Source organism: Agromyces selenitireducens (genome assembly GCF_052748465.2).
In genome coordinates this window covers 3940806-3966620 of sequence record NZ_CM188259.1, presented here as the reverse complement: position 1 = coordinate 3966620, position 25815 = coordinate 3940806, and the positions used below count along the sequence as shown (strand labels likewise).

The following is a 25815-nucleotide window of genomic DNA, read 5'->3' as shown; positions in this document are numbered from 1 at the left end:
TGCTCCCCGCAATCTCTGCACCCGCGTCTGGCCGCTCGTCGCTCCCCCGAACGACAGGCGAAGCGGCCCGAAGGCTCTGTTCACAACGTTTTCCACGGCCTGTGAGGGAAGTTGCGAGAAGCGCGAGATTCCGCCGCACAGGCTGGGGATAACTGGTCACACACGCTAGCGAATCGGAGTCCACCCGACAAATGCCGATCTGCGGATCCATGAGCCCGTCGGCGTGTCGTTCCGAGCGGCAAGCTGGGGATCGGTGGAGAATATCCCGTTCGGTGTGCACTCGGTTTGACCGCGGCATCCGCAGGCCGTAGTTTTAATCAGTTGACCGCAGCCCTTTCGGGCACCGAGTTTTCCCCCCGGCGCACCCGTTGACGCGTCCGGGCGCGGAGATCCCTGAAGCCGGAGAAGAAGAATGAGCAAGCGTACGTTCCAGCCCAACAACCGCCGCCGCGCCAAGAAGCACGGCTTCCGCGCCCGCATGCGCACGCGCGCCGGCCGCTCGATCCTCGCGGCTCGTCGCGCCAAGGGTCGTACCGAGCTCTCCGCGTAAGCGATCGGTGCTCGCCAAAGCGAATCGCATCACGAGCGCCGATGACTACAGGTCCATCGTGCGCCGTGGAGCGAAGATCGCCGGTGCCCACACCGTGAGCTACCTCCGCTCACGGGAGTCGGGCACCGACGCGCGCTTCGGCTTCATCGTCTCCAAGAAGGTCGGCTCGGCCGTGCGCCGCAACCTCGTCCGGCGTCGGCTGAAGGCCGCGTGCCGGGAGCTCGTCGACGGCGGAGCGTCCGCCGTCGACGTCGTCATCCGTGCGCTGCCGACCGCAGCCGACGCGGACTTCCATGCACTGAGGGCCGACGTCGTCTCGGCAGTCGACGTGCACGAACGGCGCCGATCCGCCTCCCGTCCTCGGCGGTCAGGGCCGACGGATGCCGCCCCTCCACCCTCCCTCGCAGCGAAAGACGCGTGACGTGCGAGACCTCGCCTGGTTCGTCTGGCTCCTCCCACGCAACGTGGGCGTCGTGCTCATCCGCGCCTACCGCGCCGTGGTCTCCCCCCTCTACGGCGACGTCTGCCGGTACTACCCCTCCTGCTCGGCCTACGGCCTGGGGGCGGTGCAGCACCGCGGCCTCGTCGTGGGCTCCGGTCTCACCGCGTGGCGCATCGTGCGCTGCAACCCCTGGTCGCAGGGCGGCGTCGACGACGTGCCCATGCCGCGCGTGCGGCGATTCCACGTGACCCGCTTCGGGTTCGTGATCCCGGCTGCGTGGGCGCGCGCCGACGAGTCCGCCGGTCGCCGTGCTCGTCGGGGCCGGCGCCGGGCAGCCGGCCCGACGGTCGCCGGCATCGCCCGCGGTCACGCGCACACCGGACACGAACACGGTTCTCGCTCCGCCGACGCGGCCGGCGCCGCGGCATCCGTCACCCGCCACACCGCGGAACACGACCTCTCCCCCATGTCCCGAAAGGACTGACCCGCTCCAATGGACATCTTCAGCATCCTCCTCTGGCCCATCAAATGGGTCATCGAGCTGATCCTCGTCGCGTTCCACTCGCTGTGGACGTTCGTGGGCCTTCCCTTCGACGGCGGCATCACGTGGGTGCTCTCGATCGTCGGTCTCGTCATCGTCGTGCGTGCCGCGCTCATCCCGATCTTCGTCCGCCAGATCAAGAGCCAGCGCCGGATGCTCGAGGTCGCCCCGCAGCTGAAGAAGATCCAGGACAAGTACAAGGGCAAGAAGGACCAGTTCTCACGCGAGGCGATGTCGCGCGAGACCATGGACCTGTACAAGCGGACCGGCACGAACCCGCTGTCGTCCTGCCTGCCGCTGCTGCTGCAGATGCCGATCTTCTTCGGCCTCTTCTCGGTGCTGAACGACGCGTCCCGTAACGCCGACCGCGGCGGCGTCGGCGCCCTCACGCCCGAGCTCGCCAGGTCGTTCTCCAGCGCCGAGTTCCTCGGCGCGCCGCTCAGCGCGACGTTCATCGACGCGATGAACGCCGGAGGCCCCTGGCAGGTGATGGTCGTCGCCGTCGTGATGATCATCCTGATGACGGCCTCGCAGTTCATCACCCAGCTGCAGATCGTCTCCAAGAACATGTCGCCGGAGACCAAGGCGAGCCCCATGTTCCGCCAGCAGCGCATCCTGCTGTACCTGCTCCCCCTCGTGTTCGCCGTCTCGGGTGTCGCCTTCCCCCTCGGGGTCATGTTCTACTGGCTCGTCTCGAACTTCTGGACCATGGGCCAGCAGTTCATCGTCATCCGTAACATGCCGACACCCGGTAGCGAGGCGGCGAAGGCCCGCGAGGCTCGTCTCGCCAAGAAGGGCAAGCTCATCGTCGAATCGCCGACGGATGACGCGGCCACGGAGGCCGAGAAGAAGTCCACCCAGCGTCAGCAGCCGGTGAGCAAGAACCGCGCCAAGAAGAAGAGGAAGTGACCACGATGACCGACGTCAAGCCCGAGTCGGCGACCCGGACCCTCGAGCAGCTCGAGGAGGAGGGCGACATCGCGGCCGACTACATCGAGGAACTGCTGGACATCAGCGACCTCGACGGCGACATCGACATCGACGCCCGCAACGGTCGCGCGTACCTGTCGGTGCACGCGACCGACGACGCCAACCTGTCGCTGCTCTCCAAGCCCGAGATCGTCTCGGCGCTGCAGGAGCTCACGCGCCTTGCCGTGCAGACGAAGACGGGTGCGTTCTCGCGGCTGATCCTCGATATCGGCGGTTCGCGTGACGCGAGGCGTGACGAGCTCGGTCGACTGGTCGCGCGCGCAGCCGAGCGGCTCGAGGAGGGTGCTGCAGAGGCCTCGCTTCCTCCCATGTCCTCATACGAGCGAAAGCTCGTGCACGACCTGGTCGCCGAGCGCGGTCTCCACTCGGAGTCGCGTGGCGAGGGTTCCGACCGGCACACCGTGATCACGCGCGCGGGCTGACGCCTGCCACGTCGACGTTTCACGTGAAACATGGCTGACCACTCCCCCGACTGGCGTGACGCGCTCGAGCCTGAGCCCGCGTCCGCTGCGACCGTGTTCGGGGACCGACTCGACCTGGTGCGTCGCTTCACCGAGAACCTCGCCCGGCATGGCGAGGAGCTCGGACTGATCGGTCCCCTCGAGCTGCCCCGACTGTGGAGCCGTCACGTCGTCAACTCCGGGCTCGTGGCTCCGTTGCTCCGGCCCGGCCGCGTGGGTGACGTGGGCTCCGGTGCCGGACTGCCGGGCCTCGTCCTGGCGATCGCTCGTCCCGACGTGCACCTCACGCTCATCGAGCCGATGGAGCGTCGTGTTGCGTGGCTGAAGCGCGAGGTCGAGGAACTCGGACTCGACAACGTCGACGTGGTCCGCGCGCGTGCCGAGGAAGCGAAGCTGACCGGGCGCCTCGACCAGGTCACGGCGCGAGCAGTCAGTGCGCTGCGAACGCTGATCCCGATCACCGCTCCCCTGCTGAAGCCCGGAGGCGAGTTGCTGCTGATGAAGGGCGCCGGGGTCAGCGGCGAGATGGGTGCGGCGGAGAAGGCGATCCGCAAGTACCGGCTCGAGGACGTCGAGGTGATCGTTCTCGGCGAGGGCATCGTCGACGACGTCACCCGGGTGTTCCGGGCGCGGGTGCCTCAGGCGGAGTAGACCGAGGCGACCGGGCGGCTCCCGTCGCGGCGCCTGTGAACGCTGATCGGTGCGCCTGGCGCCGATGCGCCATCCCTGCAGTACTGCAGCGCCACACCTGCGCCGCTTCGCTGGGTGCGGCGCGACCCGGTTGCGCGCGCCGGAACCGTCATCGTCGGGATGCGTTCCGGATCTGCTCTCCGTGAGATCTTCGGTCGTGAACGCGACCTCTCCGGGCCGTGTTCTCCGGTGCGGAACGCCTCCACGTCGATTGTCGCCGCGCGGCAGCGGTGTCCGTGGCGCCACATCCGGTGCCCGTCCAGCGTGGTGCCTCCGACCGAGTCTTCCCGCCGGATCCAAGCTCCGCATGGCTGGGCTCAGGCGCCGCATGCGAGTCCGGCTCGCCGCGCTGATCCGTCCCCACGAATCCTCTCAGCACCACGTGGTCCGGCGGGCCTCGCACACCGCTCGTCATCGGTGGCGCGCCGCGCGTCGGACGTGCGGAGTTGCCGGACCAACGGGACGGCCTCGTGCGACCCCGTCTCTCGGGGGTCCCGCGTGACGGCGGGATCCCGGTGTGGATGTGCCCGACGTGGACCGCACGCATGACGACTGGTCGCTCGTGATCGGTCAAGGGAGATCCGGATGAATTCTTGGACCTGCCTGATCCGAGGGGCGGCGCGTTCGGCACCCTCGGCTGTTTCACGTGAAACGCTGGCGGTCGTGCGTTGAGCTGTGTACCGCGAAACAGGCGGCGTGTGGCAGGTCAATTGCGACGGTGCTCTGCGTTCCACGTGAAACGCGTCAGGGCGCCTGAGCCGGTGCCCGGGCGCGGCGGAGGTCGAACTGGCACGGAACGGGCTGGCCATTCGCGCGTCGGCGAGTCGCACCAACCGGGACCCGTCACGATGCTGCACGCCCGGCCGCGCGGGATGTCGTCAGCTCGACGGATGGAGCCACGCATCCTCCTGGCGAGGCGAGGGTCGGCTGCGCGGCCTCGCCGGCGCATGTGAGGGATTCCACTCGCACGAGACCCGGTGCCGCGGAATGGACGGCGCGACCAGTGCCCGACGGGGACGAGAACTTCACCGCGTGGCCACTCGTGACGTTTCACGTGAAACGTGCGGTCGTGCTCGAGGTGCGGGCGCACTCGGACTGGTCCCGACCGTTGCGGCCGACGGGCGGGCCTGCACTCCCGCGCGCAGAGCGATGATCGTGGTCGGTTCGGCTCCGGCAGGTTCTCGACGACGGTGCTGCGGAGGTCGTCGGTGAGGCAGGTACCGGTGGACCTCGTTCGGCCGTTCGTTCGTTCGGTCGTTCAGTCGTTCGGTCGTCCTCGTTTCCGCGTTCTCCCTCGCTCCCACGTTTCCCTCGCTCTCCGCGTATCGCTCGCTCCCCCCTCGCTTCTCGTTTCCTCGCTGCCCGGGTTCCCCTCGTATCCTTACTGCCCTGGTTCCCCTCGCGTGTTCGCTCCCCTACTTCGCTCGCCCCTGCTTCTCCTCGCTCCCTGCTTCTCCTCGCTCCCTGCTGCTCCTCGCTCCCTTCTGCTCCTTGCTCCCTGCTGCTCCTCGCTCCCTGCTGCTCCTCGCTCCCTGCTGCTCCTCGCTCCCTTCTGCTCCTCGCTCCCTGCTGCTCCTCGCTCCCTTCTGCTCCTCGCTCCGCTTTGCTCCTCGCTCCCTTCTGCTCCTCGCCCCCTCTGCTCCTCATCTCCCTTCTCGGTGCGCCTCGAGGTGGCGATCGGGTGAGCCCTGAGGTGCAGCGGACGTCGAGCGCGGCTGACTTGGGCCGCTCCTGCACGCCGTGAGTCCCTCGCGGCTCGGGGCTGCCGACACGGGGTTCGGCGGTCGACAGGTCGGCGGACGGGCACCCCTGCTCTCTTCGCGGTCGATGCCGCCCCTTCGACACCCAATCCACCGGTGCCATGGCGAGACAGCGATGCGCGGCCGCCCTCACGATCACGTCCGGTTCGTGGCGCCCGGCCGCCGGCCTCTCACGCCGCCGTGTCGGCGTCGTCCTGGCTGCCGCCAGCCGCAGCGTCGACGCCGACCGTCGCGTGGAACCTTCGGCGGCCCGCCACGGTCGCGGGATCGGGACATCTGGCTCTGCCCGGAAGGTGCGGACAGCACGGCGTCGGCGTACAGACGCCGTGCCTCGTGCTCGGCCGTAGCCGCCGGGTGACGAGACCTCTGCTGCACGGTCCCGTGCGGTTTCACGTGAAACGCGACGTGGAGGAACGCAGCATGCAGGTGCGCGTGACCCAGCGTCCCCATGGGGCGCGAACAAGTGGCGTCCCCCGTCGACCTGTCTGAAGCCGACACAGCGCCCCGCCGGTCAGGGCCGAGGTCGATGCGGCTGGGGACAGAGGCGAGCGAACCCCGCGGGCACGTTCCTCGGCTGCGTGAACGCCGGTGGAGCGGGGCAGCTCTCCCGTCAGTGAACCGGCATTCCCCGCGCATTCGTCTCTCGTTCTGCAGCAGACCTTGATCGATCCGTTCGGCCCCTCAGCGGTTGCGTCGTGGAGGCGAAGGACACTCGCCCGATCGGGTCCCGTTTCACGTGAAACGGGCAGTCAGCACGGGGCGGCGGATGATCACGTCCGCTTCTCCAGATCTGCGATCGCCGGACGTCGAGAGAGATCCGAAGGGGCTGGTGGTTCTGAGAACCACATCGCGCCGTCTCACGTGGGAAACGGGAGACCGGCTCCTGGCAGCCATCGACCCGCAGGTTGGGGCTTCCGGCGGGCGGCGCGGAAGACCTGCCGGGTCGGCCTTCAGCGGCCACCGGCGCCAGGGCACGATGGTCCGCGACACGTGAGCCGTCGACAGACCGCGTGTCCCCCGCCAATCGCGCGGAGGCAGAGTCCGGCCCCTGCGAGGAGGGCTGACGAGCCCACGGGCCCTAGCGCCTCGAGCTGAGGCGCGATGTCGGCCCCGGCGACGCCGACGGCATCCGGGCAGACGGCTCCAGCCGTTTCGCACGCAGGGATCGGGCCGGCACGCGATGTTTCACGTGAAACCGGCGTCGCGCGCGTACGACACGACGTCCCCTTCCGAGGCTCGGCAGCGGATGTCCGCACACCGGGCCGGTCTCCGTTCGACCGTCCGACCCGACGGTTAGGCTTGGGTGTCGAGGATCGTCACTGACCGGGTGGCAGCAATCTCGAACAGGTCAGGAGTGGGCATGGCGAATGGCGGGGGACGCGGCTGGTTCCATCGACGTAAGCCGCGACCCGAACCGGCACCCACGCCGGAGCCGGAGCCCACGCGCATCGAGGCGTACGACGCCCGGCGGTCAGAGGAACGCTCTACCGACTTCGTCCCCTCGGCATACGACCGAACTGCACGACGAGACTTCGACGAGCTGATGGATCCGGCAGGGAGTCGCGTCACATCCGGTGCCTCGGTTCGGGTCGAGCCCGATGATCGCGTCTGGGCCCCGCCACAGCAGGCAGAGGCGAGTGAAGCGGGGCGGGAGAGTTCCGCCATGGGTTCGGTCACTTCCGAGCAGGACCGGCGGGCGGATCCGACGGTCTCCGGCGAGGACGCGGGTGGCTCCGAACGCGGCGGCGAAGACGAGGCGGCGCCCGCGCCGACGCGCGTCGCACGCTACGACTGGGATGCCGCGACCGCGGCGGCGCTCTCCGAGGACGGAGCGCCGCCGGCTGCACCCTCGGGCGGGAACCTTCCGAAGACCGAACCAGACAGATTGCTGGAGGAGATCATCCGGGAGATCGTCGGCGACGCCACTGCCGAGACCGTCTCAAGTCTCCAGCCCCCACGGAATGGAGCGGAGCCGCCGGCAGCGGAATCCGGCCCGGCGTCGACCCCGGAGACGGACAGCGCCCCGCAGCGGGCGGCTGAGGTCGAAGCGGCGAACGAGCCCGCGGCACACGAAGGCGCCGACACGCAGCTCGATGCCGGCGCCTCCCAGGTGTCGGCGCCCTCGTATGCCGCAGATGCGGCGGAGGACGGTGAGCGCACGGCTGACCCGATCGAGCCCCCGACGCGCACTTCTGCCGAGTCCACCGAGAACGGCGGCGCAGCGGAAGCCGTGCACGTGGAGTACCCTTCCCAAGGCGCGGAACCTGCTGCGAACTCTGCCGCAGGGGAATCAGACGATGTCTCGCCTGCGGATGGGACCGACAGCGGAGCCGGAACCGCCCAAGTCTCGATCCATCACCAGAGCACCGCCGAATCCGTCGGCGATGTTTCACGTGAAACGTACGATGCAGACGGAGGAACTCCCCTGGCCGATCAGATTGCCGACGAGACCCGACGGCGTCTCGCGCTCGACGAGGCGGTGCTGCCCTTGCCGCCGGCGACGCGAGTGCTGACGATCTCGAACCAGAAGGGCGGCGTCGGGAAGACCACCTCCGCGGTGAATCTCGCTGCCGCGCTCGCCCGGGCCGGCGCACACGTCCTCGTGATCGACCTGGATCCGCAGGGCAACGCCTCCACCGCCCTCGGCGTCGACCACCGATCCGAGCGCCAGAGCGTGTACGAGGTGCTCGTCTCCGACCTCGCCCTCACCGAGGTCATCCAGCAGTCCACGGAGCACGAGCGGCTCGACTGCGTCCCCGCGACGATCCACCTCGCGGGCGCCGAGATCGAGCTGGTCTCGCTCGTCGCCCGCGAGCAGCGGCTTCGCCGTGCCCTCGACGCCCACCTCGCGACGATGGAACGCCCGTACGACTACGTCTTCATCGATTGCCCGCCTTCGCTCGGCCTGCTCACGATCAACGCGTTCGTCGCCGCGCGCGAGGTGCTCATTCCGATCCAGTGCGAGTACTACGCGCTCGAAGGGCTGTCGCAGCTCCTCAGCAACATCGAGCTCATCGAGAAGCACCTGAATCCCGATCTGCGCCTCTCGACGATCCTGCTCACGATGTACGACTCTCGCACGAATCTCGCGCAACAGGTCGCACAAGAGGTGCGCGACCACTTCCCCACGCAGACGCTCGAGACGATCATCCCCAGATCGGTCAGAGTGTCGGAGGCACCGAGCTACGGCCAGAGCGTCATCAGCTACGACTTCGCGTCGAGCGGCTCGCTCTCGTACCGTGAGGCGGCTGCGGAGATCGCTCGCCGCGGGGCCTCGGAATCGAAGGAGACCAACTGATGGCAACGAAGCGGACCGGTCTCGGTCGCGGCATCGGCGCGTTGATCCCCACGACGGACGACGCCCCGCGCGCCGATCGCCCGGTCGACGTGTTCTTCCCGAACAGCGAGGCACCCAAGGCGGCCGTCGCTGCCGTCGAGGATGCCGCGGACGCCAACCTCATCACGGTTCCGGGCGCGCACCTGGCGCGCCTCAACCCCGACGACATCGTCCCGAACGCCCAGCAGCCGCGCACCGTGTTCGATCCCGAGGACCTGGCCGAGCTCGTGCACAGCATCAAGGAGTTCGGCGTCCTCCAGCCCATCGTGGTGCGCCCCCATCCTGACCAGCCCGGCAAGTACGAGCTGGTCATGGGCGAGCGGCGACTTCGAGCGACCAAGGCGGCCGGACTCGGCACCATCCCCGCGGTCATCAAGGACACCGCCAACGAGGCGATGCTGCGCGACGCGCTGCTCGAGAACCTCCATCGGTCGCAGCTCAATCCCCTGGAAGAGGCGAGCGCGTACCAGCAGCTGCTCGCCGACTTCGGCATCACGCAGGAGGAGTTGGCGAATCGGATCGGGCGCTCGCGGCCGCAGATCTCGAACACGCTCCGGCTGCTCAAGCTCCCGGAGCCCGTCCAGCTCCGCGTCGCGGCCGGCGTCCTGAGCGCCGGCCACGCTCGAGCCATCCTCGCCACGGGAGACCCCGAGGCCATGCAGAAGCTGGCCGACAAGATCGTCAACGAAGACCTCTCGGTCCGCGCCGCGGAGGCGATCGTCGCGGAATCGCCGAAGCCGGCCCGCCTGAAGCCGGCCGCAGGAAAGCGCCAGGAGTTCCTCGACGACCTCTCCGGCCGGCTCGGCGATCGCCTCGACACGCGCGTGAAGATCACGCTCGGTGCGAGGAAAGGCCAGATCAGCATCGATTTCGCGACTGTCCAGGATCTACGGCGGATCCTCACCGAACTCGGCGAGGACCTCGACGGGCTCTGATCGGCGCCGCGACGCCGGAGTGCTGCTGGGGAAGCGGCGAGTCAGGTCGCGCGAGCGACCGCGCTGCGCACGAGCCCGTCGTAGACCGTCGCGGCATCCGTGTCGGACGCTTCGATCGCGAGGGGTAGCAACGAGGTCTCCGTGAGGCCGGGCAGCACGTTGGCCTCCAGGAACCACGGCGTACCATGCGCGTCGACGATGAGGTCGACACGCGAGATGTCGCGAAGGCCCAACGTGCGGTGCGCGAGCAGTGCGGCATCCGTCGCGGCCACGACCGTGGCGTCATCGAGCCGGCTCGGAGCGAAGAAGGTGGTCTCCCCCGCGTTGTAGCGCTCCTGGAACGAGTAGACCCCGTTCGTCGGGACGATCTCGACCGCGGTCAGCGCCCGCGCATAGCCGTCGGTTCCGACGATGCCGATGGCGATCTCGGTGCCGACGATGCGGCGCTCGACCACGGCGACCTCGGCGTAGGTGAACGCCTCGACCATGGCGCGCGGAAGTTCGGTGGGGTCCTCCACGATCGACACGCCCTGGGCCGATCCGCCTGACGCGGGCTTCACGACCAGGTCGCCCTGCATCGCGGCGCGCACGACCCGGAGCACGCTCGACGCTCCGAGCTCGCGGAACGCCTCGTGCGAGAGGACGATCGACTCGGGCACCGACAGCCCGGCCTGTGCCACGAGCGAGCTGGCGATCGGCTTCGACCACGCCCTTCGAGCTGCGGCACCGGTCGACCCGACCGTCGGAATCCCGAGGGCGGCGAGCAGCTCGAGCAGCGAACCGTCTTCGCCGCTCGAGCCGTGGAGGGCGGGGAAGACCACGTCGGGGCGGCGCTCGGCCAGGTACGGGAGCAGCCCGGCGTCGGGATCGCGGAGCTCGACACGATGACCTGCCTGCGTCAGGGCGTCGGCGACCCGGCGACCCGAACGCAGCGAGACGTCGCGCTCGTGCGAGATGCCCCCGGCGAGAACGACGACCGAGAGACCTGTGGATTCGCTCATGATCAGGGGTTTCTCCACTACTTGAGGTCGGTTGGCGGTGCCGGCTCGATGCCGGGGCGATCAGGCAGTTGCAGCGGACCGGTGCCCGCGAAGGTGTCGAGGAGGTCGAGTTCGCCGTTCACGACGGTCGCCAGCCGCCGGATGCCGAGGCGGATCGCATCGGGCGTCGGGTAGCAGAACGACAGCCGCATCGCGTGCCGCCCCCGGCCGTCGGCGAAGAACGCCGTGCCCGGCGTGTACGCCACGAGTTCGCGAACCGCACGCGGCAGCATCTGCTTGGAGTCGAGCACGTCGGGGAGGGTCACCCACACGTAGAACCCGCCGTTCGGGTCGGTCCACGACAGCTGCGGCAGGTACTCCCCCAGCGCGTCGATCATCGCGTCCTTGCGTTCCCGGTACACGCCGCGGAACGCGTCGATCTGCCCCCGCCAGTCGGCCTGCGACAGGTATTCCGAGACGACGAGCTGGCTGAACGACGACGGCGAGAGGATCGCCGACTCCGCAGCGAGGATCAGCTTCTCGCGGATCGCGTGGGGCGCGAGCGCCCAGCCGACGCGGAAGCCCGGCGCGAGCGTCTTCGAGAACGAGCCGAGGTAGATCACGCCCTCGGGGTCCATCGACCGGAGCGCATCCGGGGCGGGCTCGTCGAAGTGCAGCAGGCCGTACGGGTTGTCCTCGAGCACGAGGATCTCGTTGGTGCGGCAGATCTCGAGGATCTCGGGCCGACGCGCGGCCGACAGCGTGACGCCGGCCGGGTTGTGGAAGTTCGGGATGGTGTACAGGAACTTGATCCTGCGACCCTGGCCGCGCAGGTGCGCGATGGTCTGCCGCAGCGCCTCGGGGATCAGGCCGTCGTCGTCCATCGCGACGTGCACGACCGACGCCTGGTACGAGCGGAACACGCCCATCGCGCCCACGTACGACGGCGCCTCGGCCAGGACCACGTCGCCGGGGTCGAGGAACAGCTTCGCGACGAAGTCCAGTGCCTGCTGCGACCCCGTGGACGTGACCACGTTGTCGACCGAGGCGCGAATCCCCTCCAGTGACATCACCTCGAGGATGTGCTCGCGCAGCGCGGGGATGCCCTGCCCGGACCCGTACTGCAGCGCCACTGGTCCCTGATCGCGCATGACCTGCTCGAACGCCGAGGTGATCAGCTCCTGCGGCAGCGCCGACACGTACGGCATCCCGCCGGCGAGCGAGACGACCTCCGGCCGCGAGGCCACGGCGAACAGGGCGCGCACCTCGGAGGCGGCGAAGCCGGCGGCTCGCTCGGCGTAGTTCGCATACCAGGGGTCGAGGTTGTTGCCGGTCCGCTGGGGCACTCCGTCAGGGGTCACTGCTGGTTCCGTTCTGCTCAGGCTTCCCATGCTAGCCAGCGCAGGCGAGAGCCCTGAAGCGGATGCCGCTGCATGACGCGGCGCACTCCATGCCGGTCGCGGCATCCTTCTGGTCGGGATCGGGCGTCCGGCATGACGAAGGCCCGCCCGGATGAACCGGGACGGGCCTTCGGAGGATCAGCGTGCTCAGCCGATGAACTGCGCGAGGTCCGCCTCGAGCGCGGGCTTCGGCTTCGCGCCGATGACGGTGTGCACGACCTCGCCGCCCTTGAACACCTTCATCGCGGGGATGGCGGTGATCTGGTACTTCATGGCCAGGCCGGGGTTCTCGTCGACGTTGAGCTTCACGATGTCGAGCTTCTCGGAATGCTCGGTCGCGATCTGGTCGAGGATGGGGCTCACCGCGCGACACGGACCGCACCATTCGGCCCAGAAGTCGACGAGCACGGCTCGATCGTTCTGGAGCACCTCCTGCTCGAAGGTGGCTTCGGTCACTGCACGTGCAGTCATGTCATTCTCCTTTGCGTGAGGCGAGGGTCGCCTGCGAAGTGGATCCGACGGATGTCGCGAGCGGAATACTCAGTCGACGCGGGCCAGGTCGGCGGCGACGGCCTCGTCGACCTCGATCGCCTCGGCCTCCGCCGCGGAGGGCTCCTCATCGACGTCCTCGAGCGCGACGAGGTAGTGCTCGGCGTCGAGGGCGGCGACCGTGCCCGAGCCGGCCGCGGTCACGGCCTGTCGATAGGTCGGGTCGATCACGTCTCCGGCGGCGAACACGCCGGGGACCGAGGTGCGGGACGAGCGGCCCTGGACCGCGATCGTGCCCTCGGGGGTCAGGTCGAGCTTGCCGTGCACGAGGTGCGTGCGGGGATCGTTGCCGATCGCGACGAAGAGGCCGTCGAGGTCGAGCGCGCGCTCGTCGCCCGTGACGGTGTCGCGGAGCGTGACGCCCGAGACCTGCGCGTCGCCGAGGATCGCGGCGACCTCCGAATTCCAGATGAACTCGATCTTGGGGTTGTCGAAGGCGCGCTTCTGCATGATCTTCGAGGCCTTGAGCTCGTCGCGGCGGTGGATCACGAAGACCTTGTCGGCGAAGCGCGTGAGGAAGGTCGCCTCCTCCATCGCCGAGTCGCCGCCGCCGACGACGGCGATCGTCTTCTCGCGGAAGAAGAACCCGTCGCACGTGGCGCACCACGAGAGTCCGTAGCCGGAGAGGCGCTCCTCCTCGGGGAGGCCGAGCTTGCGGTACGCCGAGCCGGTGGCGAAGACGATCGCCTTGGCCTCGTGCTCGCCGCCGTTGCCCAGCTTGACGCGCTTGACCGGGCCGTCGACGTCGAGCTCGACGACGTCGTCGTAGACGACCTCGGTGCCGAAGCGCTCGGCCTGGGCCTGCATCTTGCCCATCAGGTCGGGACCCATGATGCCGTCCGGGAAGCCGGGGAAGTTCTCGACCTCGGTGGTGTTCATCAGCTCGCCGCCGATCTCGACCGAACTGGCGATGAGCAGGGGCTTCAACTCGGCGCGGGCCGCGTAGATGGCCGCGGTGAACCCGGCCGGTCCCGATCCGATGATGATGATGTCGCGCACACCCGCTCCTGTCGTCCTGCGATGGTTCGCGGCATCCTACCCAGAGGACGCCACGACAAGGTGAACACAGTCTAGGCGGCGGCTATTCCGCGAGCCGCTGGGCGTTCGCTGGGTGGAACGCGACGGGCTCAGCGCCGGCGGAGACGGGCGAGCACGGGCCCCGCGAGCGCGCGCAGCTCCGGCGAACGGAGCAGCCAGAGGCATCCGAGGTACAGCGCGGCCATCACCGCGCCGACGAGGGCCATCGAGAGCAGCGCGCTGATGCGGTCGGACACGGCGAAGCCGCCCTCCTCGAACCCCCCGAGCCACCAGACCAGCGCGATGCCGGCAGCTGAGGGCAGGATGAGCGCGGCCATGGCGCGCGCGAACGACACCGAGGTCGAGCGGATCCCGATCGACCCCAGCCGTCGGCGGAGCAGGAGCAGCGCGGCGAGCAGCTGCAGCGAGCCCGCGACGGTCGTCGAGAACGCGACGCCGACCGCCAGCCAGTCCTTCGGCAACGTGAACAGGGCGACGAGCGCGAGGGCCGTGAACGTGACCACCTGGAACAGCGTGAAGAGGAACGGCGTGCGCGTGTCGTTCAGCGCGTAGAACGTGCGTTGCACGAGGAACAGCACGCTGAAGCCCACCAGGCCGATCGCGAAGGCGATGATCACGTTCGCGACCGCCGCGACGAGGGCGAAGTCGCCCGACTGGAACACCCGGGCGAACGGGTAGGCGACCACCACGAGCGCGGTCGACGCGAAGGCGAGCAAGGTGACGACGGTGCGTGTGGCCGACGACAGGTCGGCCCGGAGCAGCTCGAGCCGCCCGTCGCGCCCGTGCTCGCTCATGCGCGTGAAGTACGCCGTCGCGATCGAGACGGTGATCACCGAGTGCGGCAGCATGAAGATCAGCCACGCGGTGTCCATCGCCGCGTTCGCCGCGCCCTGGCCCGAAGCGGATGCCACGACCTGGGTCTGCACGATCCCGGCGGCGGTGGTCAGCAGCAGCATCCCGAACGTCCACCCGGCCATGCGGCCGGCCGAGCGGAGCCCGACCCCGCGCCAGTGGAAGTCGGGCCGGTACCGCAGGCCGACACGTCGCCAGAACCAGAACAGCGAGACGGCCTGGGTGATGATGCCGAGCGTCGCCGCCCCTGCGAGCGTCGCGACCATCGCGCCGGTCCAGTCGTCGGGGGTGCGCTCGCCGGTCGGGTCGAACCCGAACAGGAACCCGAACAGCAGGAACCCGGCGATCGCGACGATGTTGTTCAGCGCAGGCACCCACGTGTACGGCCCGAAGTTGCGCCTGGCGTTGAGCACCTCGCCGAGGAGCGCGTAGAGGCCGTAGAAGAAGATCTGCGGGAGGCTGAAGAACGCGAACGCCGTCGCGAGCGGCACGATGTCGGGGTTGCTGCCGCCCCACAGCAGCACGAGCAGCGGTGCGGCGGCCGTGGCGATGATCGTGGCCGCGCCGATCAGGACGAGCGCGAGGGTGAGGAGCTTGTTGACGTAGGCGGCGCCCCCGTCCTCGTGGACGCTCGCACGGACGATCTGCGGCACGAGCACCGCGCTGAGCACGCCGCCCGCGACGATCGCGAACAGGATGCTCGGCAGGCCGTTGGCGATGGCGAACGCGTCGGCGCTCTGCGAGTACGCGACGCCGATGACGCCAGCAAGCACGATCGCCTTCAGGAATCCGAGCAGGCGCGACACGATCGTGCCGGACGCCAGGAAGAGACTCGCTCGGGCGATCCGGTCCTCAGCCATTCAGTCGTTCCTCGGGGGTTCGGGGGCGCCGGGGCGCTCGGGGGCGGGCTCGGCGGCGGGCTTGCGGGCAGGCCCTGCGGCGGGTTCCACAGCAGGCTCCGCGGAAGGTTCGGCCGTCGACGCCGAGGCAGCGGGGGCGTCCGCGGCATCCGTCGACCCTGCGGCCGCCGCGCGATCGCGTCGGCGCCGGCGCACGCTTCGCAGCACGCCGATCGCGAAGACGGCGACCGCGATGGCCGCGAGCACCGCCGCGCCGACGCCCTCCCAGTCGGCCTGCACGTTGGCCGGGACCGTGACCGGGTCGCCCACGGGCGTGCCGTCCGGCGAGGCGAGCGACACCTCGAGCGCGACCTCACCGCTGCCGACGCCCGCGGCGACGGGCACGCTGACCGTGCTGCGCGTCTCGGCCTCGACGGTGACGTCGACCGCGTCCTCGACGATCAGGCGGCCGTTGGACGGTGCGACGGTCACCGTCACCTCGACCGGGTACGGCAGGGCGTTCAGGATCGTGATCGGGATGCCGGTCTCGCTCGCGACGACGAGCACGGTGCTGCTCGGCACGATCGACACCGCGTCGGTGATCGCGCGGCGGTCGACCAGCCAGCGGCCGACCGCGGCGGTCCACTCCTCGGGTTGTGGGATCCAGCCCGTCGACAGCAGCGCGAGCAGGTCGCGCCGCGTCGGCGCGGTGAGCAGCTCGGGGTCGGCGAGCACGTCGGAGAACTCCTCGACCGACTGCTCGGCGGCGAGCATGCGACCGACGTTGTCGAGCCGCTGCTGCGATTCGGGGAGCGAGGCGAGGGTGCGGGCGACCGGCGGCGCGCCGACCGCTTCGACGAGGGTCGCCGGCTGCGACCACGGCGTGCTCGCCAGCGCGGCGAGGGTCTCGGCGACGCGCTCGGCGCGGTCGCCCCCGGAGCGGGCGAAGGTGCCCAGCAGCGTGGCCGCGCCCGCAGTGCCGCCGTCAGCGCCGGCGGCGAGGGCGAGCTCGGCCACGACGCGCGACGTGGCGGCGCGCCATCCGGTGTCGGATGCCGCATCGGCCGCCGCGCGCAGGGCCGGCGTCACCCGGTGGTCGGCGACCACGGCCGCCCGCCCCTCGATCGTCGCGGCGGCGTTGACCGGGTCGTCGACCACGTCGACGTTGCCCGGCGCGAGGACGGCCGTCGTGAGCCCGCCCGCCGCGAACACGTCGAGGTCGCCGGATGCGACGGTGTCGTCGGCGGGCCACGCGATGTCGGTGCGCGTGAACGACCAGTCGAGGAGCGCCTCCGCGTCGGGGATCTCGCCCGGAGACGCCGTCGCGGTGCCCTCGCCGTCGCCCTCCGAGAAGTCCACCGGATCGATCGCGTCGGCGAAGCCGAGCGGCTCGAGCGGCGCGTCGACCCCGGCCTGCGACTGCGCGGCCAGATCGGCGTCGGCGTAGGCGAGCGGGAACACCTCGTTCGGCATCCGTTCGAGCTCGGCCAGCCAGTCGACCGCGGATTCGGGCGCCGACGAGCCGAGGACGCGGATCGACGCCGGGATCCGCGGGTCGAGTCCGATCGCGACTGCGGCCCCGTCGACGGCCTCGAGCTGGCGGGTGAGCGCGCCGGTCGGGGCGGTCCACGCCTCGAGGCGCTCGGCCGGGATCAACCCCGACTCGACGGGCGGCGTGGTGAGCGGGTAGGCGAGCGCAAGGCCGACCCGGTCCGGCGAGGTCACGCGCGAGTTGGCGAGGACCGCGGTCGAGCCCGCGACCGCGGCGCCGTCGACGGAGAGCGAGGCGCCGACGCCGATGACGGGCCACGACTCGCCGGTCGCGTCGGCGGGGATGGTGAAGGTCAGCGTCGTGGCGGCGCCCGCCGCGAGCGAGGCGGTGGCGCGTTCGGCGACCCTGCGAGAGTCGGGCCGTTCCGCGGGATCGCCGTTCGTCCAGCCGTCGACGTCGTCGCGGTCGGAGAGCGGCGCCGTGGCGACGTCGAGGGCGACGGTGCCCGCGTCGATCGGCTCGTCGGTGCGGTTCACGATCTCGACCACGACGTCGATCGCAGCGCCCGCGGAGACCGAGGTCGCGCCGGCGGGGGCGACGTTCACGCGAACGCCCTCGCTCGTCTCCTCGGCTGCTGCCGCCGCGACGGGCGACGCGAGGTCGGAGACGGCGAGCGGGATCGCCCCGCCGCCGAGCGCGACGAGCGCGGTTGCGGCGGCGGAGGCGGTGAGGGCGAGGAGTCGGCGGAGGCGTCGAGGAGTGGTCGACTCGGCCGGCATGCGAGCGATTCTACGGCGTGCGATCCCGGACGCCGCAGGGTGCGGCTGCGGCATCCGTCGCCCTCGCACGGCGCAGGCCCGCACCGCCCGTGCGGCGCACGCGCAGCGCCGCCCTGCCTAACATGGAGCAATGCAGAGCGTGGCGCAGGCCCTCGACCGCCTCAGTGGTCTCGCGGCGTCGCCGACCGTCGCGACGCTCGCCGAGGCGTTCGCCGACGCCGGGTACGAGCTCGCCCTCGTGGGGGGCCCGGTCCGCGACGCGTTCCTCGGTCGCGGCACCAACGACCTCGACTTCACGACGGATGCCACGCCCGACGAGATCCTCGAGGTCGTGAAGCCGATCGCCGAGGCGCACTGGGACATCGGCCGTGAGTTCGGCACGATCGGCGCGAAGATCCACGGGCACACGGTCGAGATCACGACGTACCGCGCCGACGCGTACGACGGCACGTCGCGCAAGCCCGAGGTCGTGTTCGGCACGTCGCTCGACGACGACCTGGTGCGACGCGACTTCACGGTCAACGCCCTCGCGCTGCGCCTGCCGCAGCTCGCACTCGTCGACCCGTCGGGCGGCGTCGAGGACCTCGTCGGCGGGATGCTCCGGACGCCGTCCGAACCCGAGGTGTCGTTCGGCGACGACCCGCTGCGGATGATGCGCGGCGCGCGGTTCGCGTCGCAGCTCGGGTTCGAGGTCGAGGCGGCAACGCTCGCGGCGATGTCCGCGCTCGCCCCGGAGATCGACCGCATCTCCGCCGAGCGCGTGCGCGACGAGCTGTCGAAGCTGCTGTGCACCGGCGCCCCGCGCCGCGGCATCCGCCTGCTCGTCGATACCGGGATCGCGGAGCGGGTGCTGCCCGAGATCCCCGCGCTGAAGCTCGAGATCGACGAGCACCACCACCACAAGGACGTCTACGAGCACTCGCTGACCGTGCTCGACCAGGCCATCGACTACGAGGTCTCGCGCGGCAACCTCTCGTCGCCCGACCTCGTGGTGCGCCTCGCGGCGCTGCTGCACGACATCGGCAAGCCCGCGACGCGCCGGCTCGAGCCCGGCGGCGCCGTGTCGTTCCACCACCACGACATGGTGGGCTCGAAGCTCGCGAAGAAGCGACTGCGCGCGCTGCGCTTCGACAACGACACCATCAATGCGGTCGCGCGGCTCATCGAGCTGCACCTGCGGTTCTTCGGATACACGGACGGCGCGTGGTCCGACTCGGCCGTGCGACGCTACGTGCGCGACGCCGGCGACCAGCTCGAGCGGCTGCACATCCTCACCCGAGCGGATGTCACGACCCGCAACCGCCGCAAGGCCGACCGGCTCGGCTTCGCGTACGACGACCTCGAAGCGCGCATCGCGAAGCTCGCCGAGGAGGAGGAGCTCGCCGCGGTCCGTCCGGAGCTCGACGGGCAGGAGATCATGGCGGCGCTCGGCATCCGGCCCGGCCCGGTGGTCGGCGAGGCGTACAAGTACCTGCTCGACGTGCGGCTCGACGAGGGGCCGATCGGGCCGGATGCCGCGCGCGAGCGCCTGCTCGCCTGGTGGGCCGCGCGCGGCGAGGCCTGACGCCCCTCCCGCGCGCCCCCTCCCGCGCGCCCCCGCGCGCTTCGGTGCGCCCTCCGCGCTCCCCGCCCGCGCCGCCCCCGCCCGCCGCGGCCGCCGCCGCCCCCGCCTCGCTCCGCCCGGGCCGCCTCCGCCCCCGCCCGCCGCGGCCGCCGCCGCCCCCGCCTCGCTCCGCCCGGGCTGCCTCCGCCTCGCGGCCTCCGTGCTCCCCGCCGCCTCGTCCCGCCGAGCTCCATCGCCCGTGATACAACTCGCGTCCAGTGATACCGCTGCACCGATATCACTCGACGGGTACTGCATCACTCGACCGGAGCCTCGCCCCGCCCGCCCGCCGGGCTCCATCGCCGGTGATACACCTCCCGACGAGTGATACTGCTGCACCGGTGTCACCCGACGGGACCTGTATCACTCGATGGGGTGCGCATCATTGGATCGGTCCTGCACAGGCGGCTGCGACGGCGGGATGCCGGGTGATCCGCCGGCCGAGGGATGCGGCGGCGTCCCGGGTGGCACGGTCGGGGCATGGACGAGTACACGCCCCGCCCTGTCGAGCTCCTCTCGGCGGCCGGACTCCGAACGCGCGGGATCCCCATGCCCGAACGCGCCGCCGGACTGGTCAGGGTGCGCCGGGGACTGTACGTAGCGGATGCCAGCTGGCCCGACACCGAGCGGGAGGCGCGACACTTCGTGCGGATGCAGGCTGTGGCGACCGCGACATCCGACCCCGTCTTCTCGCACGAGTCGGCGGCGGTGCTCTGGGGAATCCCGGTCGTGGGCCGTCTGGGCGGGGTCCACCTCATGGCCGCCGGGAAGGTGGGACGCCGCAGCCGCGGCGACGTCGTCTGGCACAACCATGGGCTTGATGACCGCGACATCGTCGAGATCGACGGCTTCACGGCGACCAGTCTCGAGCGCACCCTGTTCGATCTCGCCGCGAGCCGGTCGCCGCACGCGGGCGTGGCGGCGGTCGACGCCGGGATCAGGCCGGGCTTCGTCTCGGGGCTCGGAACGCCGGTGCAGGGCCTTCGGAAGGACGAGCTGGTCGAGGCGTTCGAGGCGCGGCGCCGAGCGCGCGGAGTACGGCAGGCCTTGGTCTGCGCGACGTTCGCCGACCCTCGTTCCGGCTCGGCGGGCGAATCGGTGAGTCGGTGGCAGCTGCACCGACTGGGCTTTCCGGCGCCCGAGCTCCAGGTGCCGTTCGCCCGACCGGACGGCGGGGTCGACATCGTCGACTTCGATTGGCCGGAGTATCGGCGCTTCGGCGAGTTCGACGGATTCGGCAAGTACGTGCGGGAGCAGTACACCGGGGAACGGACGATCGAGCAGGTCGTCTGGGCCGAGAAGCAGCGTGAGGACCGGGTCCGGCGGCACCGGCCGTACGGATCGAGATGGGAATGGGCAGACGCGCTCGACCCCGCGCGACTCGAGCGCCGCCTCCTCGCCGACGGCCTGCCGAAGGTGCGATGAGCCGAGAGCTTCGTCGAGTGATGCTCCTCCCGTCGAGTGATGCCGATGCCCCGGTATCACTCGGCGGTACCGGTAACACTCGGCGGAAACGGCGAGACGGCGTGGTCGGGCAGGGCGGGCAGGGCAGGGCCGGGCGGGGCGGATGGCGCAGCGGGGCGGGGCCGATGTGCGCCCGGAGGCGGCATCCGTTACCATATGAAGGTTGCCCGTGCGCCGAAGTCTCGGCCTCCGCGGAGCGACGCATGTACACCCTCCTGTCACAGACCGTCTGTGACCGCTGAGTCCGAAGGAGGTGGGTCTGTCATGCACCAGTACGAGCTGATGGTCATCCTCGATCCGTCGATCGACGAGCGCACCGTTGCTCCGAGCCTCGACAAGTTCCTCAATGTGATCCGCAACGACGGTGGCACCGTCGACAAGGTCGACATCTGGGGCAAGCGTCGTCTGGCCTACGAGATCGACAAGAAGTCCGAGGGCATCTACGCCGTCGTCGACTTCACCGCCGAGTCGAAGACCACCAACGAGCTCGACCGCCAGCTGAACCTCAGCGAGGCCGTCATGCGCACCAAGGTCCTTCGTGCAGAGGAGGCGATCGCCCAGGTCGCCGCCGTGAAGAAGGCCGAGGAGGCGAAGGCCGCGAAGAAGGCCGCCGCCGCCGCGAAGGCCCCCGTCAAGAAGGACGCCTAGTCCCCATGGCCGGCGAGACCATCATTACCGTAGTGGGCAACCTCACCGCCGACCCCGAGCTGCGCTACACGCAGTCGGGTCTCGCGGTCGCGAACTTCACGATCGCGTCGACCCCCCGCACGTTCGACCGTCAGGCGAACGAGTGGAAGGACGGCGAGGCCCTCTTCCTGCGGGCGAGCTGCTGGCGCGAGTTCGCCGAGCACGTCGCGGGATCGCTCACCAAGGGAACCCGGGTCATCGCTTCCGGGCGTCTCAAGCAGCGTTCCTACGAGACGAAGGAAGGCGAGAAGCGCACCAGCATCGAGCTCGAGATCGACGAGATCGGCCCGAGCCTGCGCTACGCCACCGCGTCCGTGACGCGCGCGCAGTCCAACCGCGGCGTCAGCGGCGGCGGCGGCTCCTTCGGGGGCGGCGGCGGCCAGTCGGATGACGCGTGGGCGCCCAGCGCACCCGCGCAGCAGTCCTCGGGCGGCGGCGACGTCTGGAACACCCCGGGCACCAACTACGGCGACGAGACGCCCTTCTAACACTCCGGGTCTCGAGACGGCGGCTGAGCCGCCTCCTCGGCCCACAGATTCGACAGGAAAGATCAATGGCTGGAAAGAGCAGCGGCGACCGCCGCAAGCCTCGCGGCGGCAAGGGCGCGAAGAACGCCGCCCCCGCGAAGTCCGTCAAGGTCGGCATCATCGACTACAAGGATGTCGCGACCCTTCGGAAGTTCATCTCGGAGCGCGGCAAGATCCGCGCCCGTCGCATCACCGGTGTCTCCGTGCAGGAGCAGCGCCTCATCGCCCGCGCAGTGAAGAACGCGCGCGAGATGGCGCTCCTGCCCTACTCGGGCTCCGGCCGCTAAGGAGCACGACAATGGCAAAGATCATCCTCACGCACGAGGTCTCGGGTCTCGGCACCGCAGGTGACGTGGTCGAGGTCAAGAACGGGTACGCCCGCAACTACCTCGTCCCCCAGGGCCTCGCGACGCCGTGGACCCGCGGCGGCCAGAAGCAGGTCGACCAGATCAAGGCCGCTCGCGCCGCGCGCGAGCTGCACTCGCTCGAGGACGCGCAGGCCCTCAAGGCCAAGCTCGAGTCCGCGAAGGTCAGGCTTGCCGTCAAGGCCGGCCTCGGCGGCCGCCTGTTCGGCTCGGTGAAGACGGCGGATGTCGCGACTGCGGTCGCCGACGCCGGCCTCGGCCAGGTCGACAAGCGCAAGATCGAGATCCCCACGCCGATCAAGTCGGTCGGCGACCACGAGGCGACGGTCAAGCTGCGCGACGACGTGACCGCGACGATCACCCTCCAGGTGGTCGCAGCGAAGTAGTCGCGGAACTCTCACGCACGACGCGGCGGTGGGCGAATGCCCCCGCCGCGTCGTCGTGCGAGGGCGGGTTCGCCGCCGCGTTCGGCGGCCCGTGCCGGACTGCCGTCGGCCTCCCTGGCGGCGTCCTCGAGGCCTGATGCCGTCGGGCGATTCCTACACCCGTCGCAGAGGTGAGCACAAGTCCGCATTTCGGGGTCTATCCCCATCGTTGTGCACAGGCGTATGGTGCGCGGACGTGGAATCGCAAGAAAGTTTTCCCCCACAGGTGTGGAATCGGAAAATCCCCGATAGAACGCGAATTCACATGGTGTGATTCACATGTATTCCACAGTTGTCCACAGGCCGAGTGCACATGTTGGGCGGCGTTTCGCCCAGTCTCTCCACAGAGTTATCCACAGGCCGTCTTGTGCCTCGCCGACGCCTTCCCTATGGTGAGTCAGCGTCGGCCGACCGGCCCACGCACGGGGAGTCGCCCGGGGCTTGTGGGCGGGTGCTGATAGTCCTTGAACGAGGGCGATGAGCAGGCGCCCGCGGAGCGAGCGAATCGGAGGTCCACAGTTGTCGATCGCGCATCTGGGCCTCGCTGATCCCCTCGACGACCCCGACGCCCGCCGGGGCGAGCGCACGCCTCCCCACGACCTGCTCGCGGAGCAGAGCACGCTCGGTGGAATGATGCTCTCGAAGGACGCCGCCGCCGACGTCATCGAGACCCTTCGAGGCATCGACTTCTACGTGCCGAAGCACGAGGTCGTCTTCAACGCGATCCTCTCGCTCTACTCGCACGGCGAGCCGACCGACGTCATCGCGGTCACCGACGAACTCACGAAGACCGGCGAGCTGCATCGCGCCGGCGGCGTCGAGTACCTCCACACCCTCACGAGCCTCGTGCCGACCGCGGCGAACGCGGGCTACTACGCCGAGATCGTCGCCGAGCGGGCCCTCCTGCGCCGCCTGGTCGAGGCGGGCACACGCATCGTGCAGATGGGCTACGCGGGCGAGGGCGAGGTCGTCGAGCTCGTGAACAACGCCCAGGCCGAGATCTACTCGGTCACGGGCTCGGTCGAGAGCGAGGACTACGTCCCCCTGACCGACGCGATCGGCACGGCGATCGACGAGATCGAGGCCGCGAAGCACACCGACGGCAAGATGACCGGCGTGCCGACCGGCTTCGCCGACCTCGACGACCTCACCAACGGCTTCCACCCGGGCCAGATGATCATCGTCGCCGCACGCCCCGCCATGGGAAAGTCGACGCTCGCGCTCGACTTCGCCCGCTCCGCGGCGATCACGCACGACCTCCCCACGATCTTCTTCTCGCTCGAGATGGGGCGGTCCGAGATCGCCATGCGACTGCTCTCGGCCGAGGCATCCGTGCCGCTGCAGAACATGCGCAAGGGCACCGTCGACACGCGCGACTGGACCACGATCGCCTCGACGCGCGGCCGAATCAACGACGCACCGCTCTACATCGACGACTCCCCCAACATGACGCTCGTCGAGATCCGCGCGAAGTGCCGCCGGCTCAAGCAGCGCGTGGGCCTCAAGATGGTGGTCATCGACTACCTGCAGCTCATGACGAGCGGCAAGCGCGTCGAGAGCCGCCAGCAGGAGGTCTCGGAGTTCTCGCGTGCGCTGAAGCTCCTCGCGAAGGAGCTCCAGGTGCCGGTGCTGGCGCTGTCGCAGCTGAACCGTGGCCCCGAGCAGCGCGCCGACAAGATGCCGGCCCTCTCGGACCTGCGCGAGTCGGGTTCGATCGAGCAGGACGCCGACATGGTGATCCTGCTGCACCGCGAATCCGCCTACGAGCGCGACAGCCCGCGCGCGGGCGAGGCCGACCTCATCGTCGCCAAGCACCGCAACGGCCCGACCCGCACCGTGACCGTGGCGTTCCACGGGCACTTCTCGCGGTTCGCCGACATGGTGCAGGTCTAGGCGGGCCGGTCCGCCGTCGTGATGGCGTTCACGAGGCGTCGCCGAGCGCCCGGTGACGGGCGTCGCCCGACGTGACCAGCGCCAGCAGCGGGCCCCAGAGCAGAACGGCAGCATGAGTGCGACCTCGAACGGCAACGACGCGGCCGCGACGAGGATCAGCGACTGGACGCCCGACTCGGTGGCGTTCGGCGGCTTCCCCCAGGCGTCCGAAGCCCCGGCCCGACACCGTCCCCATCCAGAGCAGCCACGCCGTGAGGGCGAGCCGCAGCATGGCCGCGGAGCCGACGCCGAAGGCGACCCGCGGCAGACGGACGCAGGCGACGCCCGCGAGGTGGACGACGACGATGAGGACGAGGATCCGGATCGTCGCTTCGACCCCGAGCCAGTCTGTTCCATCGCCCGGGGTCGGCGCCTCACCCGTCGGGCGATGGGTTCCGTGGAGCCCTCGGCAGCGCGTCAGGTGGATCAGGCGTTCGCGGCCGGGACCGGCTCCCAGGTGCGACCCGACGGATCCAGACGGTAGCCGTTCACGATATCGCCCGGCCGGTACCCGGTGACGGGCTCCCACGTCGTACCGGTGAAGCGATGGCCGTTGACGACGCTGCCGATCGGGTAGCGCGGGATCGCCGAGGAGGGCGTCGCGCCGTGTGCGGACGCGGGTGCCGGCATCGGCGCGGACGCCCGGAATCCGAGCACGCCCGGGAGGTCGAAGGTACGCGACCGCTCCGCGATCGTGACGCTCTCGCAGCTCACGGTGCCCTTCACCTCGACCCGGCCCGAACGCACCTCGGCCACCTCGCCACGTCGGATGGCGACGACCGCGCCCTCGAACCTCGTCACCAGTCGCACGCCGAGGTCGATCCTCGTCACCAGGGTCCCCTCGACGAACACGTCGACATGCGGCGCGCACGTCGAGGTCACGGTGTGGGTCGCGAGCGGGACGAGCTTCTCCCCGCCGGGATTGACTCGCGTCCACTCCTTGGCCTCGACGATCTCCCGGTGGCGCTCCCAGCCGTGGGCGACGATGTCCGTCACATCGGAGTCGAGCAGGCCGTCGGCGACCGTGCCGACCTCGCCGCACACGAATCTCGAGCCGACGGCCGTCAATCGGGTGGCGAGCTTCGCCACCGCCCCGCCGACGTCGCGCTTCGCGGCCACGTCGGCGACCGCCTCCGCGAGCGAGTCTCGATCCGGTGGCGTCGTCACGTCTCGGACG

General features: G+C 70.2%; 21 protein-coding genes and 1 pseudogene. 15 read left to right on the top strand and 7 right to left on the bottom strand.

Annotation, left to right across the window (positions count from 1 at the left end):
- The first annotated feature begins 412 nt into the window (after positions 1–412).
- The 8 genes and pseudogenes from rpmH to ACULK4_RS18565 all read left to right on the top strand — a co-directional run bounded on the left by rpmH (position 413) and on the right by ACULK4_RS18565 (position 9706).
- On the top strand, positions 413–550 hold the full coding sequence (gene rpmH, locus ACULK4_RS18600) for a 50S ribosomal protein L34 (protein ID WP_076492700.1): 138 nt from the start codon (positions 413–415) through the stop codon (positions 548–550).
- Positions 551–608: 58 nt separating this feature from the next.
- Positions 609–971, top strand: a complete 363-nt coding sequence (gene rnpA / locus ACULK4_RS18595) for a ribonuclease P protein component (RefSeq protein WP_501043345.1) — start codon at positions 609–611, stop codon at positions 969–971.
- Positions 931–1260: pseudogene (gene yidD / locus ACULK4_RS18590) on the top strand (membrane protein insertion efficiency factor YidD); the annotation flags it as partial. The gene rnpA and the pseudogene yidD, both read left to right, overlap by 41 nt.
- 225 nt (positions 1261–1485) lie before the next feature.
- The gene (gene yidC, locus ACULK4_RS18585; protein WP_445963870.1) at positions 1486–2442 is read left to right on the top strand and encodes a membrane protein insertase YidC; all 957 of its coding nucleotides are present in this window, start codon (positions 1486–1488) and stop codon (positions 2440–2442) included.
- Between the two features lie 5 nt (positions 2443–2447).
- Positions 2448–2945: a Jag family protein gene (locus ACULK4_RS18580; RefSeq protein WP_445964149.1), complete on the top strand. Its 498-nt coding sequence runs from the start codon at positions 2448–2450 to the stop codon at positions 2943–2945.
- Positions 2946–2975: 30 nt separating this feature from the next.
- Positions 2976–3635, top strand: a complete 660-nt coding sequence (rsmG, locus tag ACULK4_RS18575) for a 16S rRNA (guanine(527)-N(7))-methyltransferase RsmG (protein WP_445963869.1) — start codon at positions 2976–2978, stop codon at positions 3633–3635.
- Between the two features lie 4224 nt (positions 3636–7859).
- On the top strand, positions 7860–8732 hold the full coding sequence (locus ACULK4_RS18570; protein ID WP_445964148.1) for a ParA family protein: 873 nt from the start codon (positions 7860–7862) through the stop codon (positions 8730–8732).
- Complete coding sequence (locus ACULK4_RS18565; protein WP_445963868.1) at positions 8732–9706, top strand: ParB/RepB/Spo0J family partition protein; 975 nt, start codon at positions 8732–8734, stop codon at positions 9704–9706. The genes ACULK4_RS18570 and ACULK4_RS18565 overlap by 1 nt, the downstream gene beginning before the upstream one ends.
- A 41-nt stretch (positions 9707–9747) precedes the next feature.
- Here the strand turns inward: ACULK4_RS18565 and ACULK4_RS18560 are convergent, their stop codons facing one another.
- The 6 genes from ACULK4_RS18560 to ACULK4_RS18535 form a co-directional block, all read right to left on the bottom strand.
- Positions 9748–10707, bottom strand: coding sequence for a D-alanine--D-alanine ligase family protein (locus ACULK4_RS18560; RefSeq protein WP_445963867.1), 960 nt, complete (start codon positions 10705–10707; stop codon positions 9748–9750).
- Between the two features lie 17 nt (positions 10708–10724).
- A complete protein-coding gene (locus tag ACULK4_RS18555) occupies positions 10725–12047 on the bottom strand; it encodes an aminotransferase-like domain-containing protein (protein ID WP_445963866.1) in 1323 nt (440 codons plus the stop codon).
- A gap of 186 nt (positions 12048–12233) precedes the next feature.
- Positions 12234–12557, bottom strand: a complete 324-nt coding sequence (gene trxA / locus ACULK4_RS18550) for a thioredoxin (protein ID WP_445963865.1) — start codon at positions 12555–12557, stop codon at positions 12234–12236.
- Positions 12558–12626: 69 nt separating this feature from the next.
- A complete protein-coding gene (trxB, locus tag ACULK4_RS18545; protein WP_445963864.1) occupies positions 12627–13634 on the bottom strand; it encodes a thioredoxin-disulfide reductase in 1008 nt (335 codons plus the stop codon).
- Between the two features lie 128 nt (positions 13635–13762).
- Entirely contained in the window at positions 13763–15385 is a 1623-nt protein-coding gene (gene murJ / locus ACULK4_RS18540) for a murein biosynthesis integral membrane protein MurJ (protein WP_445963863.1), read from the bottom strand.
- Entirely contained in the window at positions 15386–17635 is a 2250-nt protein-coding gene (locus ACULK4_RS18535) for a DUF6049 family protein (RefSeq protein WP_445963862.1), read from the bottom strand.
- A gap of 130 nt (positions 17636–17765) precedes the next feature.
- Here ACULK4_RS18535 and ACULK4_RS18530 point away from each other — a divergent pair, with 130 nt between their 5' ends.
- From ACULK4_RS18530 to dnaB, 7 genes are all read left to right on the top strand, one after another.
- Positions 17766–19199, top strand: a complete 1434-nt coding sequence (locus ACULK4_RS18530; RefSeq protein WP_445963861.1) for a CCA tRNA nucleotidyltransferase — start codon at positions 17766–17768, stop codon at positions 19197–19199.
- A 519-nt stretch (positions 19200–19718) separates the two neighbouring features.
- Positions 19719–20663, top strand: a complete 945-nt coding sequence (locus tag ACULK4_RS18525) for a hypothetical protein (protein ID WP_445963860.1) — start codon at positions 19719–19721, stop codon at positions 20661–20663.
- A gap of 303 nt (positions 20664–20966) precedes the next feature.
- Positions 20967–21350 carry a 30S ribosomal protein S6 gene (rpsF, locus tag ACULK4_RS18520; RefSeq protein WP_445963859.1) on the top strand — a complete coding sequence of 128 codons (384 nt, stop codon included), beginning with the start codon at positions 20967–20969 and terminating at the stop codon, positions 21348–21350.
- 5 nt (positions 21351–21355) lie between these two features.
- Positions 21356–21877 (top strand): single-stranded DNA-binding protein, encoded by a 522-nt coding sequence (locus ACULK4_RS18515; RefSeq protein ID WP_445963858.1) that lies wholly within the window; start codon positions 21356–21358, stop codon positions 21875–21877.
- A gap of 65 nt (positions 21878–21942) precedes the next feature.
- The gene (gene rpsR, locus ACULK4_RS18510; protein ID WP_394553709.1) at positions 21943–22203 is read left to right on the top strand and encodes a 30S ribosomal protein S18; all 261 of its coding nucleotides are present in this window, start codon (positions 21943–21945) and stop codon (positions 22201–22203) included.
- An 11-nt stretch (positions 22204–22214) separates the two neighbouring features.
- The gene (rplI, locus tag ACULK4_RS18505; RefSeq protein WP_445963857.1) at positions 22215–22667 is read left to right on the top strand and encodes a 50S ribosomal protein L9; all 453 of its coding nucleotides are present in this window, start codon (positions 22215–22217) and stop codon (positions 22665–22667) included.
- A 558-nt stretch (positions 22668–23225) separates the two neighbouring features.
- Positions 23226–24599, top strand: a complete 1374-nt coding sequence (gene dnaB / locus ACULK4_RS18500) for a replicative DNA helicase (protein ID WP_445963856.1) — start codon at positions 23226–23228, stop codon at positions 24597–24599.
- 465 nt (positions 24600–25064) lie between these two features.
- Here dnaB and ACULK4_RS18495 read toward each other — a convergent pair whose 3' ends face one another.
- Positions 25065–25805, bottom strand: coding sequence for a hypothetical protein (locus ACULK4_RS18495; RefSeq protein WP_445963855.1), 741 nt, complete (start codon positions 25803–25805; stop codon positions 25065–25067).
- Between the last annotated feature and the right edge of the window lie 10 nt (positions 25806–25815).

Bases quoted from the DNA above. Each gene is read 5' to 3' on its own strand.
- rpmH (WP_076492700.1), top strand. From the start codon at position 413: ATGAGCAAGCGTACGTTCCAGCCCAACAACCGCCGCCGCGCCAAGAAG.
- yidC (WP_445963870.1), top strand. From the start codon at position 1,486: ATGGACATCTTCAGCATCCTCCTCTGGCCCATCAAATGGGTCATCGAG.
- ACULK4_RS18580 (WP_445964149.1), top strand. From the start codon at position 2,448: ATGACCGACGTCAAGCCCGAGTCGGCGACCCGGACCCTCGAGCAGCTC.
- rsmG (WP_445963869.1), top strand. From the start codon at position 2,976: ATGGCTGACCACTCCCCCGACTGGCGTGACGCGCTCGAGCCTGAGCCC.
- ACULK4_RS18565 (WP_445963868.1), top strand. From the start codon at position 8,732: ATGGCAACGAAGCGGACCGGTCTCGGTCGCGGCATCGGCGCGTTGATC.
- ACULK4_RS18560 (WP_445963867.1), bottom strand. From the start codon at position 10,707: ATGAGCGAATCCACAGGTCTCTCGGTCGTCGTTCTCGCCGGGGGCATC.
- trxA (WP_445963865.1), bottom strand. From the start codon at position 12,557: ATGACTGCACGTGCAGTGACCGAAGCCACCTTCGAGCAGGAGGTGCTC.
- murJ (WP_445963863.1), bottom strand. From the start codon at position 15,385: ATGGCTGAGGACCGGATCGCCCGAGCGAGTCTCTTCCTGGCGTCCGGC.
- ACULK4_RS18535 (WP_445963862.1), bottom strand. From the start codon at position 17,635: ATGCCGGCCGAGTCGACCACTCCTCGACGCCTCCGCCGACTCCTCGCC.
- ACULK4_RS18530 (WP_445963861.1), top strand. From the start codon at position 17,766: ATGCAGAGCGTGGCGCAGGCCCTCGACCGCCTCAGTGGTCTCGCGGCG.
- ACULK4_RS18525 (WP_445963860.1), top strand. From the start codon at position 19,719: ATGGACGAGTACACGCCCCGCCCTGTCGAGCTCCTCTCGGCGGCCGGA.
- rpsF (WP_445963859.1), top strand. From the start codon at position 20,967: ATGCACCAGTACGAGCTGATGGTCATCCTCGATCCGTCGATCGACGAG.
- ACULK4_RS18515 (WP_445963858.1), top strand. From the start codon at position 21,356: ATGGCCGGCGAGACCATCATTACCGTAGTGGGCAACCTCACCGCCGAC.
- rpsR (WP_394553709.1), top strand. From the start codon at position 21,943: ATGGCTGGAAAGAGCAGCGGCGACCGCCGCAAGCCTCGCGGCGGCAAG.
- rplI (WP_445963857.1), top strand. From the start codon at position 22,215: ATGGCAAAGATCATCCTCACGCACGAGGTCTCGGGTCTCGGCACCGCA.